The sequence below is a fragment of the Streptomyces sp. LARHCF249 genome (assembly GCF_052871255.1).
The window spans coordinates 395,755-411,659 of sequence record NZ_JBIXJQ010000007.1; the positions used below are offsets into that span (position 1 = coordinate 395,755).

11 protein-coding genes are annotated in these 15,905 nt (G+C 70.9%); 3 read left to right on the top strand and 8 right to left on the bottom strand.

Annotated elements, in window-relative coordinates; all coding sequences use genetic code 11:
• Nucleotides 1-126: 126 nt before the first annotated feature.
• The 3 genes from pyk to pta all read right to left on the bottom strand — a co-directional run bounded on the left by pyk (nt 127) and on the right by pta (nt 4,958).
• Nucleotides 127-1,557: a pyruvate kinase gene (gene pyk, locus ACIPUC_RS22825; RefSeq protein WP_446591715.1), complete on the bottom strand. Its 1,431-nt coding sequence runs from the start codon at nt 1,555-1,557 to the stop codon at nt 127-129.
• Nucleotides 1,558-1,620: 63 nt separating this feature from the next.
• Nucleotides 1,621-2,835 (bottom strand): acetate kinase, encoded by a 1,215-nt coding sequence (locus tag ACIPUC_RS22830; RefSeq protein ID WP_446591716.1) that lies wholly within the window; start codon nt 2,833-2,835, stop codon nt 1,621-1,623.
• Nucleotides 2,836-2,867: 32 nt separating this feature from the next.
• On the bottom strand, nt 2,868-4,958 hold the full coding sequence (gene pta / locus ACIPUC_RS22835) for a phosphate acetyltransferase (RefSeq protein ID WP_446591717.1): 2,091 nt from the start codon (nt 4,956-4,958) through the stop codon (nt 2,868-2,870).
• A 225-nt stretch (nt 4,959-5,183) separates the two neighbouring features.
• On the opposite strand from pta, the gene ACIPUC_RS22840 reads away from it, so the two are divergent.
• Nucleotides 5,184-6,209 (top strand): ATP-dependent 6-phosphofructokinase, encoded by a 1,026-nt coding sequence (locus ACIPUC_RS22840; protein WP_446591718.1) that lies wholly within the window; start codon nt 5,184-5,186, stop codon nt 6,207-6,209.
• Nucleotides 6,210-6,328: 119 nt separating this feature from the next.
• Here ACIPUC_RS22840 and ACIPUC_RS22845 read toward each other — a convergent pair whose 3' ends face one another.
• Nucleotides 6,329-6,949 (bottom strand): XRE family transcriptional regulator, encoded by a 621-nt coding sequence (locus ACIPUC_RS22845; RefSeq protein WP_446591719.1) that lies wholly within the window; start codon nt 6,947-6,949, stop codon nt 6,329-6,331.
• 300 nt (nt 6,950-7,249) lie between these two features.
• On the opposite strand from ACIPUC_RS22845, the gene ACIPUC_RS22850 reads away from it, so the two are divergent.
• Together ACIPUC_RS22850 and trxA are read left to right on the top strand one after the other, a co-directional pair.
• Nucleotides 7,250-7,642, top strand: coding sequence for a MerR family transcriptional regulator (locus tag ACIPUC_RS22850; RefSeq protein WP_446591720.1), 393 nt, complete (start codon nt 7,250-7,252; stop codon nt 7,640-7,642).
• A gap of 22 nt (nt 7,643-7,664) precedes the next feature.
• Entirely contained in the window at nt 7,665-8,012 is a 348-nt protein-coding gene (trxA, locus tag ACIPUC_RS22855) for a thioredoxin (RefSeq protein WP_446591722.1), read from the top strand.
• On the opposite strand, the gene glgB is transcribed toward trxA, so the two are convergent.
• The 4 genes from glgB to ACIPUC_RS22875 form a co-directional block, all read right to left on the bottom strand.
• Nucleotides 8,009-10,315, bottom strand: coding sequence for a 1,4-alpha-glucan branching enzyme (gene glgB, locus ACIPUC_RS22860; RefSeq protein ID WP_446591724.1), 2,307 nt, complete (start codon nt 10,313-10,315; stop codon nt 8,009-8,011). The two genes, trxA and glgB, sit on opposite strands and share 4 nt — an antisense overlap.
• Nucleotides 10,312-11,880 (bottom strand): maltokinase N-terminal cap-like domain-containing protein, encoded by a 1,569-nt coding sequence (locus ACIPUC_RS22865; protein ID WP_446591726.1) that lies wholly within the window; start codon nt 11,878-11,880, stop codon nt 10,312-10,314. Before ACIPUC_RS22865 ends, glgB begins: the two co-directional genes overlap by 4 nt.
• Nucleotides 11,881-12,049: 169 nt before the next feature.
• Nucleotides 12,050-13,768 carry a maltose alpha-D-glucosyltransferase gene (gene treS, locus ACIPUC_RS22870; RefSeq protein ID WP_446591727.1) on the bottom strand — a complete coding sequence of 573 codons (1,719 nt, stop codon included), beginning with the start codon at nt 13,766-13,768 and terminating at the stop codon, nt 12,050-12,052.
• Nucleotides 13,765-15,759 carry a maltotransferase domain-containing protein gene (locus ACIPUC_RS22875; RefSeq protein WP_446591728.1) on the bottom strand — a complete coding sequence of 665 codons (1,995 nt, stop codon included), beginning with the start codon at nt 15,757-15,759 and terminating at the stop codon, nt 13,765-13,767. The genes treS and ACIPUC_RS22875 overlap by 4 nt, the downstream gene beginning before the upstream one ends.
• Nucleotides 15,760-15,905 lie beyond the last annotated feature (146 nt).

Below are 15,905 nucleotides of genomic sequence, written 5' to 3' on the forward strand. Positions count from 1 at the left end.
AAGGTCGTCCAGGCCGGCCAGTTCGGCGGCACGCTCACGGTGCCGGGCCTGAAGAACTACATCGGCCCGCCGGAATAACAGCGGGAAAACCCGAGGGCGGCAGAGTTTCGAGCGGTGCGGGCGACGTCAGTCGCGCGCGCCGCCGCCCAGGTGGTGCACCCGGACCATGTTGGTGGTGCCGGGGACGCCGGGGGGCGAGCCGGCCGTGATGACCATGGTGTCGCCCTCGTTGTAGCGGCCCAGCTTGAGCAGCTCGCCGTCCACCAGGTCGACCATCGCGTCGGTGTTGTTCACGTGCGCGACGACGTACGAGTCGACGCCCCAGCTCAGGGTGAGCTGGTTGCGGGTGTTGACGTCCGTGGTGAAGGCCAGGATCGGCTGCGTGGCGCGGTAGCGCGACAGGCGGCGGGCCGTGTCGCCGGACTGGGTGAAGGCGATGAGCGCCTTGCCGTCGAGGAAGTCCGCGATCTCGCAGGCCGCGCGGGCGACGGAGCCGCCCTGGGTACGGGGCTTCTTGCCCGGGACCAGCGGCTGGAGGCCCTTGGAGAGGAGCTCCTCCTCGGCCGCCGTGACGATCTTCGACATCGTCTTGACGGTCTCGATCGGGTAGGCGCCGACCGAGGACTCGGCCGACAGCATGACCGCGTCCGCGCCGTCGAGGATCGCGTTGGCGACGTCGGAGGCCTCCGCGCGCGTCGGGCGGGAGTTGGTGATCATCGACTCCATCATCTGGGTCGCGACGATCACCGGCTTGGCGTTGCGGCGGCACATCTCGATGAGCCGCTTCTGGACCATCGGGACCTTCTCGAGCGGGTACTCGACGGCCAGGTCGCCACGGGCCACCATGACCGCGTCGAAGGCGTCGACCACGGCCGCCATGTTCTCGACGGCCTGCGGCTTCTCCACCTTGGCGATGACGGGGACCCGGCGGCCCTCCTCGTCCATGACCTTGTGGACGTCCTTGACGTCGTTGGCGTCGCGGACGAAGGACAGGGCGACCATGTCGCAGCCCATCCGCAGGGCGAAGCGGAGGTCGTCGACGTCCTTCTCCGACAGGGCGGGGACGTTGACCGCGGCACCCGGCAGGTTGATGCCCTTGTGGTCCGAGATGACACCGCCCTCGATGACGATGGTCCTGACCCGCGGGCCCTCGACCTCGGTCACCCGGAGCTCGACGTTGCCGTCGTTGATCAGGATCTGGTCGCCTTTGCCGACATCGCCCGGCAGGCCCTTGTAGGTGGTGCCGCAGATGGACTTGTCGCCCGGGACGTCCTCGGTGGTGATGGTGAACTCGTCACCGCGCACCAGCTCGACGGGACCCTCGGCGAAGGTCTCCAGACGGATCTTCGGGCCCTGGAGGTCGGCGAGTACGCCGACGGCGCGCCCGGTGTCCTCGGAGACCTTCCGGACGCGGTCGTACCGCTCCTGGTGTTCTGCCTGGGATCCGTGGCTGAAGTTGAATCGGGCCACGTTCATGCCTGCCTCGATGAGCGCTTTCAGCTGCTCATACGAGTCGACGGCGGGGCCCAGCGTGCAGACGATTTTGGAACGGCGCATGGAGCGGATCCTATCGGTTTGTTTCGTAGCGGAATATTCCGTCTGGTGGAAAGTCCAAAGTGACTACTGGGTAACCAACGCATACGCCTGGGTGGCGATCTCCAGTTCCTCATCCGTCGGGACCACGGCCACGGCCACCCGCGCATGGTCCGCCGAGACCAGCCGCGGCTCCGGGGAGCGCACCGCGTTGGCTTCCGGGTCCAGCACCAGGCCCAGCTCGCCGAGGCCGTCCACGGCAGCTTCGCGGACCTGGTGGGCGTTCTCGCCCACCCCGGCCGTGAAAGCCACCGCGTCCACCCGGCCGAGCACCGCCGCGTAGGCGCCGATGTACTTCTTCAGCCGGTGGATGTACGCCGCGAAGGCGACGCCCGCCGTCTCGTCGCCCTCGCCCGCCCGGCGCAGCACCTCGCGCATGTCGTTGTCGCCGCACATGCCCAGCAGACCGCTCTTCTTGTTCAGGAGCGAATCGATCTCATCCACCGAGAGGCCCCCCACCCGGGCCAGGTGGAAGATGACCGCCGGATCCAGGTCGCCCGAACGGGTGCCCATGACCAGGCCCTCCAGCGGGGTCAGGCCCATGGAGGTCTCCACGCACACACCGCCCCGGACGGCCGAGGCCGAGGCCCCGTTGCCCAGGTGCAGCACGATCACGTTCACGTCCTCCACCGGCCGGCCGAGCAGCGCGGCCGTCGCCCGCGAGACGTAGGCGTGGGAGGTCCCGTGGAACCCGTACCGCCGGATGGAGTACTTGTCCGCCGTCGCCGCGTCGATGGCGTACCGCGCCACGTGCTCCGGCATCGTGGAGTGGAAGGCCGTGTCGAAGACGGCGACCTGCGGGATGTCCGCGCGCAGCCCGCGCGCCACCTCGATGCCCGTCACGTTCGCCGGGTTGTGCAGCGGGGCGAGGGGGATCAGGCTGCGGATCTCCGCCAGCACCGCGTCGTCGATCACGGTCGGCTGCGTGAACTTCGTGCCGCCGTGCACCACGCGGTGCCCCACGGCGGCCAGTTCGGGGGAGTCCAGGCCCATTCCGTCGGCCGCGAGCTCCGCCGCCACGGCCTTGAGCGCCGCCTCGTGGTCGGCGATCGGGCCGAGCTGCTCCCGCCGTCCGCCTGCGGCGCCGGGCCCGGTGAGCGGTTCGTGGACCAGCCTGGAGGTCCCTTCGCCGATGCGCTCCACCAGGCCGACCGCGAGCCGGGACCGGTCCGCCATGTCGAGGAGCTGGTACTTGACCGACGACGAGCCGGAGTTGAGGACGAGTACGCGCGATGCGGTCACGATGCGGGTCTTTCCTTCGAGTGCGGTGGGGGTTACCGGGCGGCCTGCGGCTGCGGCTGCGACTGGGCCTGGATCGCGGTGATGGCCACGGTGGTGACGATGTCCTGGACCAGCGCGCCGCGCGAGAGGTCGTTGACCGGCTTGCGCAGGCCCTGGAGCACCGGGCCGACCGCCACGGCGCCCGCCGAACGCTGCACCGCCTTGTACGTGTTGTTGCCGGTGTTGAGGTCGGGGAAGATCAGCACGCTCGCGCGGCCGGCCACCTCGGACCCGGGCAGCTTGGTCGCGGCGACCGAGGGCTCCACGGCCGCGTCGTACTGGATCGGACCCTCGATCAGCAGATCGGGGCGCTGCTCGCGGACGATCTCGGTGGCCTTGCGGACCTTGTCCACGTCCGCTCCGCTGCCCGAGGTGCCGGTGGAGTACGAGAGCATCGCGATCCGCGGCTCGACGCCGAAGGCGGCGGCGGTGGCGGCCGACTGGACGGCGATGTCGGCGAGCTGCTCGGCGTCGGGGTCCGGGTTGACGGCGCAGTCGCCGTAGACGAGGACCTGGTCGGCCAGGCACATGAAGAAGACCGAGGAGACGATCGACGCGTCCGGCTTGGTCTTGATGATCTCGAAGGCCGGGCGGATGGTCGCGGCGGTGGAGTGCACCGAGCCGGACACCATGCCGTCGGCCAGGCCCTCCTGGACCATCAGGGTGCCGAAGTAATTGACGTCGGTGACCACGTCGCCGGCCAGCTCGACGGTCATGCCCTTGTGGGCGCGGACCGCGGCGTAGTACTCGGCGAAGCGTTCCCGCAGGGGGGAGGTCGCCGGGTCGATGAGCTGTGCGCCCGAGATGTCGATCCCGAGGTCGGCGGCCTTCTTCAGGATGGCCGGCTCCTCGCCCAGCAGGGTCAGGTCGCACACGCCCCGCCGCAGCACCACGTCCGCGGCGCGCAGCACGCGCTCCTCGGTGCCCTCGGGCAGCACGACGCGGCGCCGCTCGGAGCGGGCCCGCTCCAGCAGCTCGTGCTCGAACATCATCGGGGTGACGCGCTCGGAGCGGGCCACCGACAGCAGGTCGCGCAGCTCGCCGGTGTTCACGTGCCGCTCGAAGAGGCCGAGCGCGGTCTCCAGCTTGCGCGGGGTCGCGGAGTTCAACCGGCTCTGCAGCGCGAAGAGTTCGGCGGCGGTCGGGAAGCTGTTGCCGGCCACCGACACCACGGGCGTGCCCGGCGCCAGCTTCGAGGCCAGCGTGAGGATGTCCGGGCCCGGGCGCTCGTTCAGGGTGAGCAGCACACCGGCGATCGGCGGAGTGCCCGAGGTGTGCGCGGCCAGTGCGCCGATGACCAGGTCGGAGCGGTCCCCGGGAGTGACGACCAGACAGCCCGGGGTCAGGGCGTTCAGGAAGTTCGGCAGCATGGCCCCGCCGAAGACGAAGTCCAGGGCGTCGCGGGCCAGCCCGGCGTCGTCGCCGAGCAGCACCTCGCCGCCGAGCGCCCGGGTGATCTGGGCGACGGTCGGGGCGGAGAGCGACTTGTCGTCCGGCAGTACGTAGCAGGGCACCGGGAGCCGGGCGGCCAGCCGCTCGGCTATGGAGTCGCGGTCTTCGGCGGCCACCCGGTTGACGACCATCGCGACCACGTGGCAGCCCAGGCTCTCGTACGCGCGGTAGGCGTTGCGGGCCTCGGCGCGCACGGCGTCGGCGGGGTGCTTGACGCCGCCCACGACGGGAACGACCACCGCGCCCAGCTCGTTGGCGAGGCGGGCGTTGAGCGCGAGCTCGTCGGGGAGGTTGGTGTCGGCGTAGTCGGTGCCGAGGACCAGCATGACCTCGTAATCGCGGGCCACCCGGTGGTAGCGGTCGACCAGTCGCGAGACCAGTTCGTCGGTGCCCTTCTCGGCGAGGATCGCCGAGGCCTCCTGGTACTCCATGCCGTAGGCCGTGGCGGCGTCCTGATCGATCCGGTAGCGGGCCTTGAGCAGATCGAAGAGCCGGTCGGGGCTGTCGTGGAGCAACGGGCGGTAGACGCCGACCCGGCCTGTCTGCCGGGTCAGGAGCTCCATGATCCCCAGTTCGACGACCTGGCGGCCGTCCCCCCGCTCGATGCCGGTCACGTACACGCTGCGCGTCACGCGTGCTCTCCGTCCATGCTGTGAATGTCCATTTAATGCGGCTTGACCTCTTGACAATACCTCTGCCGGTGGATAGGGCGCCCGCCGGGAAAAAGGCCTGGCCGGAGGGGTCGAAAGGCCCTGCGGGCGGAGCTGCACGAGACGCGCGGCACCCCCGGCCCGTGGAACAATCGGACAGGCTTCCTCATTACGCCCTTCTTCATGTACGGCAGGAGACACAGCACGATGCGTATCGGAGTTCTCACCGCGGGCGGCGACTGCCCCGGTCTCAACGCTGTCATCCGGTCGGTCGTACACCGCGCCCTGGTCGGCCACGGAGACGAGGTCATCGGTTTCGAGGACGGTTTCAAGGGCCTCCTCGACGGCAACTTCCGCCCGCTCGACATCAATGCCGTCAGCGGCATCCTCGCCCGCGGCGGCACGATCCTCGGCTCGGCCCGCATGGAGCGCGCCCGTCTGCACGAGGCCGCCGAGAACGCGCAGGAACTGGCGAAGCGCTACGGCATCGACGCCCTCATCCCGATCGGCGGCGAGGGCACCCTTACGGCCGCGCGGATGCTGTCGGACGCCGGGATGCCGGTCGTCGGCGTGCCGAAGACCATCGACAACGACATCTCCTCCACCGACCGCACCTTCGGCTTCGACACCGCCGTCATGGTCGCCACCGAGGCCATCGACCGCCTGAAGACCACCGCCGAGTCGCACCAGCGCGTGATGGTCGTCGAGGTCATGGGCCGTCACGCGGGCTGGATCGCCCTGGAGTCCGGCATGGCCGGCGGTGCCCACGGGATCTGCCTGCCCGAGCGCCCCTTCGAGGTGGACGCCCTGGTCAAGATGGTGGAGGAACGGTTCGCCCGCGGAAAGAAGTTCGCCGTCGTCTGCATCGCCGAGGGCGCGCACCCGGCCGAGGGCTCCATGCCGTACGAGAAGGGCGCCATCGACCAGTACGGCCACGAGCGCTTCGCCGGCATCGGCAACCGCCTCGCGGTCGAGCTGGAGCGGCGCCTGGGCAAGGAGGCCCGTCCGGTCATCCTCGGCCACGTCCAGCGCGGCGGCACCCCCACCGCCTACGACCGCGTCCTCGCGACCCGCTTCGGCTGGCACGCCGTCGAGGCCGTGCACCGCGGCGACTTCGGCAACATGACCGCCCTGCGCGGCACCGACATCGTGATGGCCCCGCTGGCCTCCGCCGTCACGGCGCTGAAGACGGTCCCCGAGGACCGCATGTACGAGGCGGAGTCCATCTTCTAGCCGGCCCCCGGGGCACGGGACCTTTGACCCCTGCGCCTGCGCCGAACGGCCTCGATCCCGTCCCCCTCCGGGACGGGCCGGGGCCGTTCCGGCAGTCGTCCGGTTCGCCTGGACGTGTCCTACGCCGCACCGCCGGCGAGACCCCAGAACCGGTCCACGATATCGGCGAGGAACTCCCGCCCCGCGTCCCCGCTCCCGGCCCCGCCACCGGCGCCCCAGCTGAGCGTCGCCACCATCCGCGACTGGTAGTCCCCGTGCAGCAGCTCCAGCACCCGCTCCAGATGGGCCTTGGGGATCGGCAGCAGTTTGCCCAGCGGCTTCACGTACGCCTGCCAGCGCGTGGTCACCGCACTGCGCAGCAGGTCCGCCAGCTCCTCGTGCTTGCCGGTGGCCGTCACGAACTGGGCCAGCGTCAGCCCCAGCACCATGGCGAGGGCGGCGGACTGGCGCTCGTTGCCCTTCCAGCGCCCGGTGTCCTCCATCTTCTGGTACGCGTTCGCCTCCAGCCCGATCCGCCGGGCCAGCTCCTCCGCCGCCAGCCCCCGGGAGATCCGGTGCTCCCGCAGGGTGACCGGCTCGGCGAGCAGCTCCCCGGGAGAACACCACAGGACGCCGGCGAGGGCCGTGAGCTCGGCCGAGGAGGGCGATATCTCGCCGCGCTCCCAGGCCATCACGGTCTCGGGCGTGACGATCAGTCCGTACTGGGCACGCAGGCCATAGGCGACATGACCGGGAGCCATGCCCAGGGCCGCGCGGAGACGACGCGCGGCGGGGGCATTGAAAGGTGGGCTGGAGTGCACACGGCACACCGTAGAAGTGGCCAGGCGTCGGCGACTACAGACCAATCAAACAAGCCCATAACTCGTAGGAACGTCCTATGGAGTTATGGCATTTTTCCGGTATTCCCGGCGACCGTCCGGTAATCGGTGCACCCGAAGATCCACTACGCCGTACGGTTCCAGCCAGAGCCGGTCGGCGCAAGACCCCTCACAGGTCTCACACATTGCCTTGACGTCGGCGTCAAGGAATACGGTCGCAGCATGCGCATCGGCGAACTGGCGGAGCAGGCCGGAACCAGCACCCGGACCCTGCGGTACTACGAGTCGCGCGGGCTCCTGCCCGCCCGGCGGACGGGCAACGGCTACCGCACCTACGACGAGGACGACCTGCGGCTGCTCCGCCAGATCCGCATGCTCCAGGACTTCGGCTTCGAGCTGGAGGAGACCCGCCCCTTCGTGGACTGCCTCCGGGCCGGCCACCCGTCAGGGGACTCCTGCCCGGCCTCGCTCGCCGTCTACCGGCGCAAGCTCGCCGAGCTCGACGGCCTCATCGGCCAGCTCGCCGACGTACGGGAGCAGGTCGCGCGCCAGCTGGCCGTCGCCGAGGAGGCCGCCGGGGAAGCCGCGGCGCCGCGCTGCGAAATGACCGGATGACCGACCGAGAGGGGAATTCACCATGATCCACGCCAAGGGCGTCGCGGAAGTGACCGACGCGGACTTCGAGGCCGTGGTGCTCGGCGAGCGCGGCAGGCCCGTCCTCGTGGAGTTCACCGCGGACTGGTGCGGCCCCTGCCGCCAGCTCGCGCCCGTGCTGTCCGCGATCGCCGCCGAGGAGGCCGAGCGCCTCAAGGTCGTGCAGATCGACGCGGACAGCAACCCCGCCACCGTCACCCGGTACGGAGTGCTGTCCATGCCGACGCTGCTCGTCTTCCGCGACGGCGAGCCCGTCCGGCAGATGGTCGGGGCACGCGCCAAGCGCAAGCTCCTCCAGGAACTGGAGGAGCAGCTCGCCCCGGTCGGCTAGACGGCCACCAGCGGCCGGAGCCAGACCGTTGCCAGCGGCGGCAGGGTCATGCGCAGGCTCACCGCGCGGCCCTGCGCCTCCACCGGCTCCGGGCGCAGCGGCTGCGTGTGGTGGACGCCGCTGCCGCCGTAGGCCTCCAGGTCGGTGTTGAGGACCTCCCGCCACAGCGGCACCTCCTGCGGCACGCCGATCCGGTAGCCGTGCCGGACCACGGGCGAGAAGTTCGACACGCACAGGAGCGGCGAGCCGTCCTGCGCGTACCTCAGGAAGGCGAACACGTTGTCCTCCGCGGCGTCCGCCTCCACCCAGGCGAAGCCCTCCGGCACGGTGTCGCGCTCCCACAAGGCGGGCGTCTGCCGGTACCCGTGGTTCAGGTCGCGCACCAGGTCCCGTACGCCCCGGTGGTCGCCGGCCGCCGAGTACGAGGAGTCCAGCAGCCACCAGTCCGGCCCGTGCGCCTCCCGCCACTCGGAACCCTGGGCGAACTCCTGCCCCATGTAGAGGAGCTGCTTGCCGGGGTGCGCCCACATGAAGCCGAGGTACGCCCGGTGCGAGGCCCGCTGCTGCCACCAGTCCCCGGGCATCTTCGACACCAGCGAGCCCTTGCCGTGCACCACCTCGTCGTGCGAGATCGGCAGGACGTAGTTCTCGCTGAAGGCGTAGATCATCCCGAAGGTCATGTCGTGGTGGTGGTACTTGCGGTGCACCGCGTCCTTCGACATGTACCGCAGGGTGTCGTGCATCCACCCCATGTTCCACTTCATGCCGAAGCCGAGCCCGCCGCCGTCCGTGGGCCGCGTGACGCCGTTCCAGGCCGTGGACTCCTCGGCGATCGTCACCACACCCGGGCAGCGCCGGTACACGGTGGCGTTCATCTCCTGGAGCATGCCCACCGCGTCCCAGTTCTCGCGCCCCCCGTGCTCGTTGGGCGACCACTGGCCCTCCTCGCGCGAGTAGTCGAGGTAGAGCATCGAGGCCACCGCGTCCACGCGCAGCCCGTCGACGTGGAACTCCTCGCACCAGTACACGGCGTTGGCGACGAGGAAGTTGCGGACCTCCTTGCGGCCGTAGTCGAACTCGAGCGTTCCCCAGTCCGGGTGCGCGGCCCGCCGCGGGTCGCTGTGCTCGTACAGCGGCCGCCCGTCGAACTCCGCGAGCGCCCAGTCGTCGCGCGGGAAGTGCGCGGGCACCCAGTCGACGATCACCCCGATCCCGGCCTGGTGCAGCGCGTCCACGAGGAAGCGGAAGTCGTCCGGCGTGCCCATCCGCGAGGTCGGCGCGTAGAAGCCCGTCACCTGGTAGCCCCACGAGCCGCCGAACGGATGCTCGGCGATCGGCATCATCTCCACGTGCGTGAAGCCCAGCTCCTTGACGTACGCGGGGAGCTGCTCGGCGAGCTGCCGGTAGGAGAGCCCGGGCCGCCAGGACGCCAGGTGCAGTTCGTACACCGAGAACGGGGCCTGGTGCGGGGGCCGGGCGCCGCGCTCCGCCATCCACGCCGCGTCCTGCCACTCGTACCCGGAGGCGGTGACCACCGAGGCGGTCGCCGGGGGTACCTCCGCGGACCGGGCCATCGGATCGGCGCGCAGGGTGTGAGAGCCGTCCGGGCGCGCGATGTCGTACTTGTAGAGCGCCCCGGCGCTCACGCCGGGCAGGAAGAGCTCCCACACGCCCGTCGCGCCGAGCGAGCGCATCGGGTAGGCGACGGAGTCCCAGTACGAGAAGTCCCCGGCGATCCGGACTCCCTGGGCGTTCGGCGCCCACACCGTGAACCGGGTCCCGGCCACGCCCTGGTGCTCCATCGGCTGGGCGCCGAGCGCCTTCCACAGCTGCTCGTGGCGGCCCTCGCCGATCAGGTGCAGGTCCAGTTCGCCGAGGGCGGGCAGGAACCGGTACGGGTCGTGGATCTCCAGCTCGTCGCCGTCGTACGCCACCAGCAGCCGGTACTCCGGCACCGCGGTCAGCGGCAGCAGCCCGGAGAACAGCCCGTCGCCCTCGTCGAAGAGCTCGGCCCGCAGCCCCTTGGCGAGGACGGTGACGGACTTGGCGTAGGGGCGCAGCGCGCGGAAGGCCACCCCGCCCCGCTCGGTGCGGGCACCCAGCACCGCGTGGGGGTCGTGGTGACGGCCCTCCAGCAGCCGGGCCCGTTCCTCCCCGCCGAGCGCGGGCGCCTGCCGGACCCCGCGTCCGGGTGCCTTGCGGGCCCGGGGAGCCGGGGGTTTGCGCGGTGCCGGTGCGGGGGCCCCGCGGCCCGAAGCCGGAGGCGGTGTGGTGGTGGAGGGGGACTGACGAGCGGCGCTCACGTGTGCGGCCTCCTAGGCGGCTGCGGGCGGGGTTGGGGGGAACGGGTGGGGGAGAACCCTTCGACAGGGCTGTGGCCGGGGCCGGGGCCGTGGCCGGGGCCGGAAACAGATCCGGGGCCGGTTCCGGGGCCGGTCCGGGGTGGCAGCCCCGGGCGGGCGACGGGCCCGGGGCCGCCCGACCCGGCCCGGCCGAAGCCCCTCTCCCCGCCGGAGGCGAGCCGCCGGATCGCGGCCATCGGGACGTGCAGCCAGTCGGGTCGGTGCCGGGACTCGTAGCGGGCCTCGTACACCGCCTTGTCGGTCTCGTACGCGCGCAGCAGGACCGGATCCTCGCGGGGGTCGCGGCCCGTGGTGCGGGCGTAGCCCTCGCAGAAGGCGGCCCGGCAGGCGTCCGCCCAGGCGGGGGCGAACGGCCGGTGCGAGCGCGCGGCGTAGTCGAAGGAACGCAGTATTCCGGCGATGTCGCGCACGGCCGGTTCGGGGCGGCGCCGGTCGGCCAGCGGCCGGGCCGGCTCACCCTCGAAGTCGATCAACGACCAGGAGCCGTCGAGGGTGCGCAGGGTCTGGCCCAGATGGAGGTCCCCGTGGATCCGCTGGGCCGGCACCCCGGCCCCGCGGGAGGCGGCCAGCGCGTCGAACGCCCCCCGCAGCCCCGCCTCGTAGGGCCGCAGCGCCGCCACCTCCCGGGCGGTGGCGGCCAGCCGGGCCGTCATGCCGGCGGCGAGCCGGGCCGTCTGCTCCGGGCCCAGCGCGACGGTGGGCAGGGCGGCGGCGAGCGCGCTGTGCACCTCGGCGGTGGCCCGGCCCAGCGCGTGCGCCTCCGCCGTGAAGTCGTCCCCGGCGCCGAGCCGGCGCAGCGCGAGCTGCCAGCCGTCGTCGGAGCCGCGCAGGTACGGCTGCAGCACGCCCAGGGTCAGCGGCTCGCTGCCGGGCGTGTCGGCCTCGTACCAGGCGACGGGGGCCGGGACGCGGGCGCAGCCGGCGGCGGCCAGCGCCCTGGGCAGCTCCAGGTCCGGGTTGATCCCCGGGCCGACCCGGCGGAACACCTTCAGGATGTACGAATCCCCGTAGATCAGCGAGGAGTTGGTCTGCTCGCCGGACAGCGGCCGCGGGGCGAGCCCGGCCGGGACCGGCGCGTCCGGGTCCCGCTCGAAGCGCAGCGGCCCGAGCACACCGGGGGAGCGCAACCGTTCCAGCAGAATCGCCGCGAGCCGGGGATCGCCCAGCCCCTCGTACACCGCCCGGCCCGCGTACGGGCCCTCCTCGGGATGGCCGATCAGCGTGTGGGCCAGCGCGGGCGGCAGGGACGGGCGGATTCCCAGCAGGAGTTGGTAGCAGTCCCCGTCGACGTCGAGGAGCAGGTGCAGCAGTCCGGGGACGGACCCCGGCGGCAGCAGTTCGGCCGCCGAGACGGTCCTGAGCGCGCCGATGGCACGGCCCTTGCCCGCGAACCAGCGCTGCGTGGGCAGCCAGGTCCGCAGCATCGGTTCCAGCGGGCCGATCCCGGTGAGCAGGGCGGCCCGATCGGCCGTCAGCCGGCTCCGGGCGGATGCAGCCTCCGACATGGCGTCGCGTCCTTTCCCCGGGCCGTCACAGAATGCGCAGAGTGTCCCGGATGTGCGGCAGTTGCTTCTCCGGTAAGTGCGAGTGTCGGGTCAGGATGATCCGTACAGGGCGGGCGATTGACCCATTCGCGTGATGCCCGCCCCGTACCCGGCCTGCCGGGACGTGTCCCTAGTCGGCGCGCTGCTCGCCGCGTTGTTCGGCGCGCAGCCGGAACCAGTAGAAGCCGTGTCCCGCCAGGGTCAGCAGGTACGGCCACTCGCCGATCGGCGGGAAGCGCACATCACCCGTGAGCTCCAGCGGGACCCGCCCGTTGAACGACCGCAGATCCAGCTCGGTGGGCTGCGCGAAGCGCGAGAAGTTGTGCACGCACAGCACCAGGTCGTCCCCGAACTCGCGCAGGAACGCGAGTACCGCCGGGTTGGACGAGGGCAGTTCGGTGTACGAGCCGAGGCCGAAGGCGGGGTTCGCCTTGCGGACCTCGATCAGCCGGCGGGTCCAGTGCAGCAGTGAGGAGGGCGATGCCATCGCGGCCTCGACATTGGTGACCTGGTACCCGTAGACCGGGTCCATGATGACCGGCAGGTTCAGCCTGCCCGGATCGCAGGAGGAGAAACCGGCGTTGCGGTCCGGAGTCCACTGCATGGGCGTGCGCACGCCGTCGCGGTCGCCCAGCCAGATGTTGTCGCCCATGCCGATCTCGTCGCCGTAGTAGAGCACCGGCGAGCCCGGCAGCGACAGCAGCAGGGCGGTGAACAGCTCCATCTGGTTGCGGTCGTTGTCCAGCAGCGGGGCGAGGCGGCGCCGGATGCCGATGTTGGCCCGCATCCGCGGGTCCTTGGCGTACTCGGCGTACATGTAGTCGCGCTCTTCGTCGGTGACCATCTCGAGGGTCAGCTCGTCGTGGTTGCGCAGGAAGATGCCCCACTGGCAGCGGTCCGGGATGGCCGGGGTCTTGGCCAGGATCTCGGAGACCGGGTAGCGCGACTCTCTTCGTACGGCCATGAAGATGCGCGGCATGACGGGGAAGTGGAACGCCATGTGGCACTCGTCCCCGCCCTTCGCGAAGTCCCCGAAGTAGTCGACGACGTCCTCGGGCCACTGGTTGGCCTCGGCGAGCAGCACGGTGTCGGGGTAGTGCGCGTCGATCTCCTCCCGGACCCGCTTGAGGAGCCGGTGGGTCCGGGGCAGGTTCTCGCAGTTGGTGCCCTCCTCGGCGAACAGGTAGGGCACGGCGTCCAGCCGGAAGCCGTCGATGCCGAGGTCCAGCCAGAAGCGCAGGGCGGACAGGACCTCCTCCACGACGGCCGGGTTCTCGTAGTTCAGGTCCGGCTGGTGCGAGAAGAAGCGGTGCCAGTAGTACTGCTTGCGTACGGGGTCGTACGTCCAGTTCGAGGTCTCGGTGTCGATGAAGATGATGCGGGCGTCCTGGTACTGCTTGTCGTTGTCGGCCCACATGTAGTAGTCGCCGTACGGCCCGTCCGGGTCCTTGCGGGACTGCTGGAACCACTCGTGCTGATCGCTGGTGTGGTTCATGACGAAGTCGATGATCACCCGCATGCCGCGCTGGTGCGCGGCATCCACGAACTCGACGAAGTCGGCGAGGTCGCCGAACTCGGGGAGCACGGAGGTGTAGTCGGAGACGTCGTAGCCGCCGTCGCGCAGCGGCGAGGCGAAGAACGGCGGCAGCCAGAGGCAGTCGACGCCGAGCCACTGCAGGTAGTCCAGCTTGGCGGTGAGACCCCTGAGGTCCCCCACGCCGTCGCCGTTGCTGTCGTGGAAGGAGCGGACCAGCACCTCGTAGAAGACGGCCCGCTTGAACCAGTCGGGATCGCGGTCCTTGGCGGGGGTGTCCTCGAAGGTGTCGTGGACGGGGTCGTTGATCATCATGTGGTGGGTGACCCTCCGGTGGGCGGGGACGGTCGCAGAGCGGCAAGTACGTGCGCGGGCGTGCGGCCCGGCTCTAGGCGCACGTAGTTCGCCCTGCCCCAGTGATAGGTCTCGCCGGTGAGCTCGTCGCGCACCGCGAGGGACCCGTGCCAGTCGAGGCCGAGTACCGGCATGTCCAACGACACCGTCGCCTCCTGGGTGTGGTGCGGATCGAGGTTGACGACCACCAGTACGGAATTGCCCCCGGAGTGCTTCGAATAGGCGATCACCTGTTCGTTGTCGGTCGAGTGGAAGTGGATGTCGCGCAGCTGCTGGAGCGCCGGGTTGCGCCGGCGGATCCGGTTCAGCGAGGTGATCAGCGGGGCGATGGTGCGGCCCTCGCGGTCGGCGGCGGCCCAGTCGCGCGGCCGGAACTCGTACTTCTCGGAGTTCAGGTACTCCTCGCTGCCCTCCCGCACCGGCGTGTTCTCGCAGAGCTCGTATCCGGCGTAGACGCCCCAGGCGGGGGACAGGGTGGCGGCGAGCACCGCCCGGACCTCGAAGGCGGGACGGCCGCCCTTCTGCAGGTACTCGTGGAGGATGTCGGGGGTGTTGACGAAGAAGTTCGGCCGCATGACGGAGGCCGACCGGGTGCCGGCGAGCTCGGTCAGGTACTCGGTGAGCTCGGCCTTGGTGTTGCGCCAGGTGAAGTACGTGTAGGACTGCTGGAAGCCGACGGCGGCCAGGGCGCGCATCATCGCCGGGCGGGTGAAGGCCTCGGCCAGGAAGATCACGTCCGGGTCGGACTTGTTGATGTCCGCGATCACCTTCTGCCAGAAGACCACCGGCTTGGTGTGCGGGTTGTCGACCCGGAAGATCCGGACGCCGTGGTCCATCCAGTACCGCAGGATCCGGCAGGTCTCCTCGACGATGCCGGCCATGTCGGTGTCGAAGTGGATCGGGTAGATGTCCTGGTACTTCTTCGGCGGGTTCTCGGCGTACGCGATCGTCCCGTCGGCGCGGTGGCGGAACCACTGCGGGTTCTTCTCCACCCACGGGTGGTCGGGGGAGCACTGGAGGGCGAAGTCCAGGGCGATCTCCAGCTGCAGCTCGCGGGCGCGCGCGACGAACGCGTCGAAGTCCTCGATGGTGCCGAGGTCGGGGTGGACGGCGTCGTGGCCGCCCTCGGTGGAGCCGATGGCCCAGGGCACGCCCGGGTCCCAACTTCCCGCGGACAGGGTGTTGTTCGGGCCCTTCCGGTAGGTGGAGCCGATGGGGTGGATCGGCGGCAGGTACACCACGTCGAAGCCCATCGCGGCGATCGCCGGCAGCCGTTCGGCGGCCGTCCGGAACGTTCCGCTGACCGAGGCCCGACCGGGCTCGACGACCGCCCCCTCCGAGCGGGGGAACATCTCGTACCAGGAGCCGAAGAGGGCCCGCTTGCGCTCGACCAGCAGCGGCAGGGGCTTCGCGGCGGTGACGAGCTCGCGCAGCGGCTTCTTCGCGAGCGCGGCGTCCACGGCCGGGTCGAGGGCGGCCGCGTACCGTACGGCGACCTCCCGGTCCTCGTCCCGCATGACGTCGGCGGCGGCCAGTACGGTCGCGCGGCCGTCCCGCTTGGGGATCCTGGCGGCCGCGCGGGTGTAGAGCTCGGCACCCTCGAGGAGGGTGAGGCCGGTGTCGATCCCGGCGGGGATCTTGATCGCGGCATGGGCACGCCAGGTGGCCATCGGGTCGCTCCACGCCTCGACGGTGTACGTCCACCTCCCCTCGACCTCGGCGGAGATCCGCGCGCCCCACCGGTCGGTGCCGGGGGCGAGCTCGCGCATCGGCACGGGGGGCCGCAGCCGGCCGCTCGGGTCGCGGAGCACGACGTGTGCGTTGACCGCGTCGTGTCCCTCGCGGAACACGGTTGCGGAGATCTCGAAGACTTCGTCCACGACCGCCTTGGCGGGTCTGGCGCCGCAGTCGACGGCGGGGCGGACGTCCAGCACGGGAATGCGACCGATCATGATGGGATCACCTGGGGGCAGTTCGCGGGGTTCGGTGACAACAGGCCAGCCGGTACCGCGGCTGGTAGTGCACGCTCTGTTCGCTCTGTTTCTAGCCGCTCGGTGGACGGCTGGGCTGCGGGCATGGCCGCTCCTGTCCGCGTTCA

Bases quoted from the DNA above. Each gene is read 5' to 3' on its own strand.
- treS (WP_446591727.1), bottom strand. From the start codon at position 13,768: ATGATGATCAACGACCCCGTCCACGACACCTTCGAGGACACCCCCGCC.
- ACIPUC_RS22840 (WP_446591718.1), top strand. From the start codon at position 5,184: ATGCGTATCGGAGTTCTCACCGCGGGCGGCGACTGCCCCGGTCTCAAC.
- trxA (WP_446591722.1), top strand. From the start codon at position 7,665: ATGATCCACGCCAAGGGCGTCGCGGAAGTGACCGACGCGGACTTCGAG.
- ACIPUC_RS22875 (WP_446591728.1), bottom strand. From the start codon at position 15,759: ATGATCGGTCGCATTCCCGTGCTGGACGTCCGCCCCGCCGTCGACTGC.
- pyk (WP_446591715.1), bottom strand. From the start codon at position 1,557: ATGCGCCGTTCCAAAATCGTCTGCACGCTGGGCCCCGCCGTCGACTCG.
- ACIPUC_RS22850 (WP_446591720.1), top strand. From the start codon at position 7,250: ATGCGCATCGGCGAACTGGCGGAGCAGGCCGGAACCAGCACCCGGACC.
- ACIPUC_RS22865 (WP_446591726.1), bottom strand. From the start codon at position 11,880: ATGTCGGAGGCTGCATCCGCCCGGAGCCGGCTGACGGCCGATCGGGCC.
- ACIPUC_RS22845 (WP_446591719.1), bottom strand. From the start codon at position 6,949: ATGGCTCCCGGTCATGTCGCCTATGGCCTGCGTGCCCAGTACGGACTG.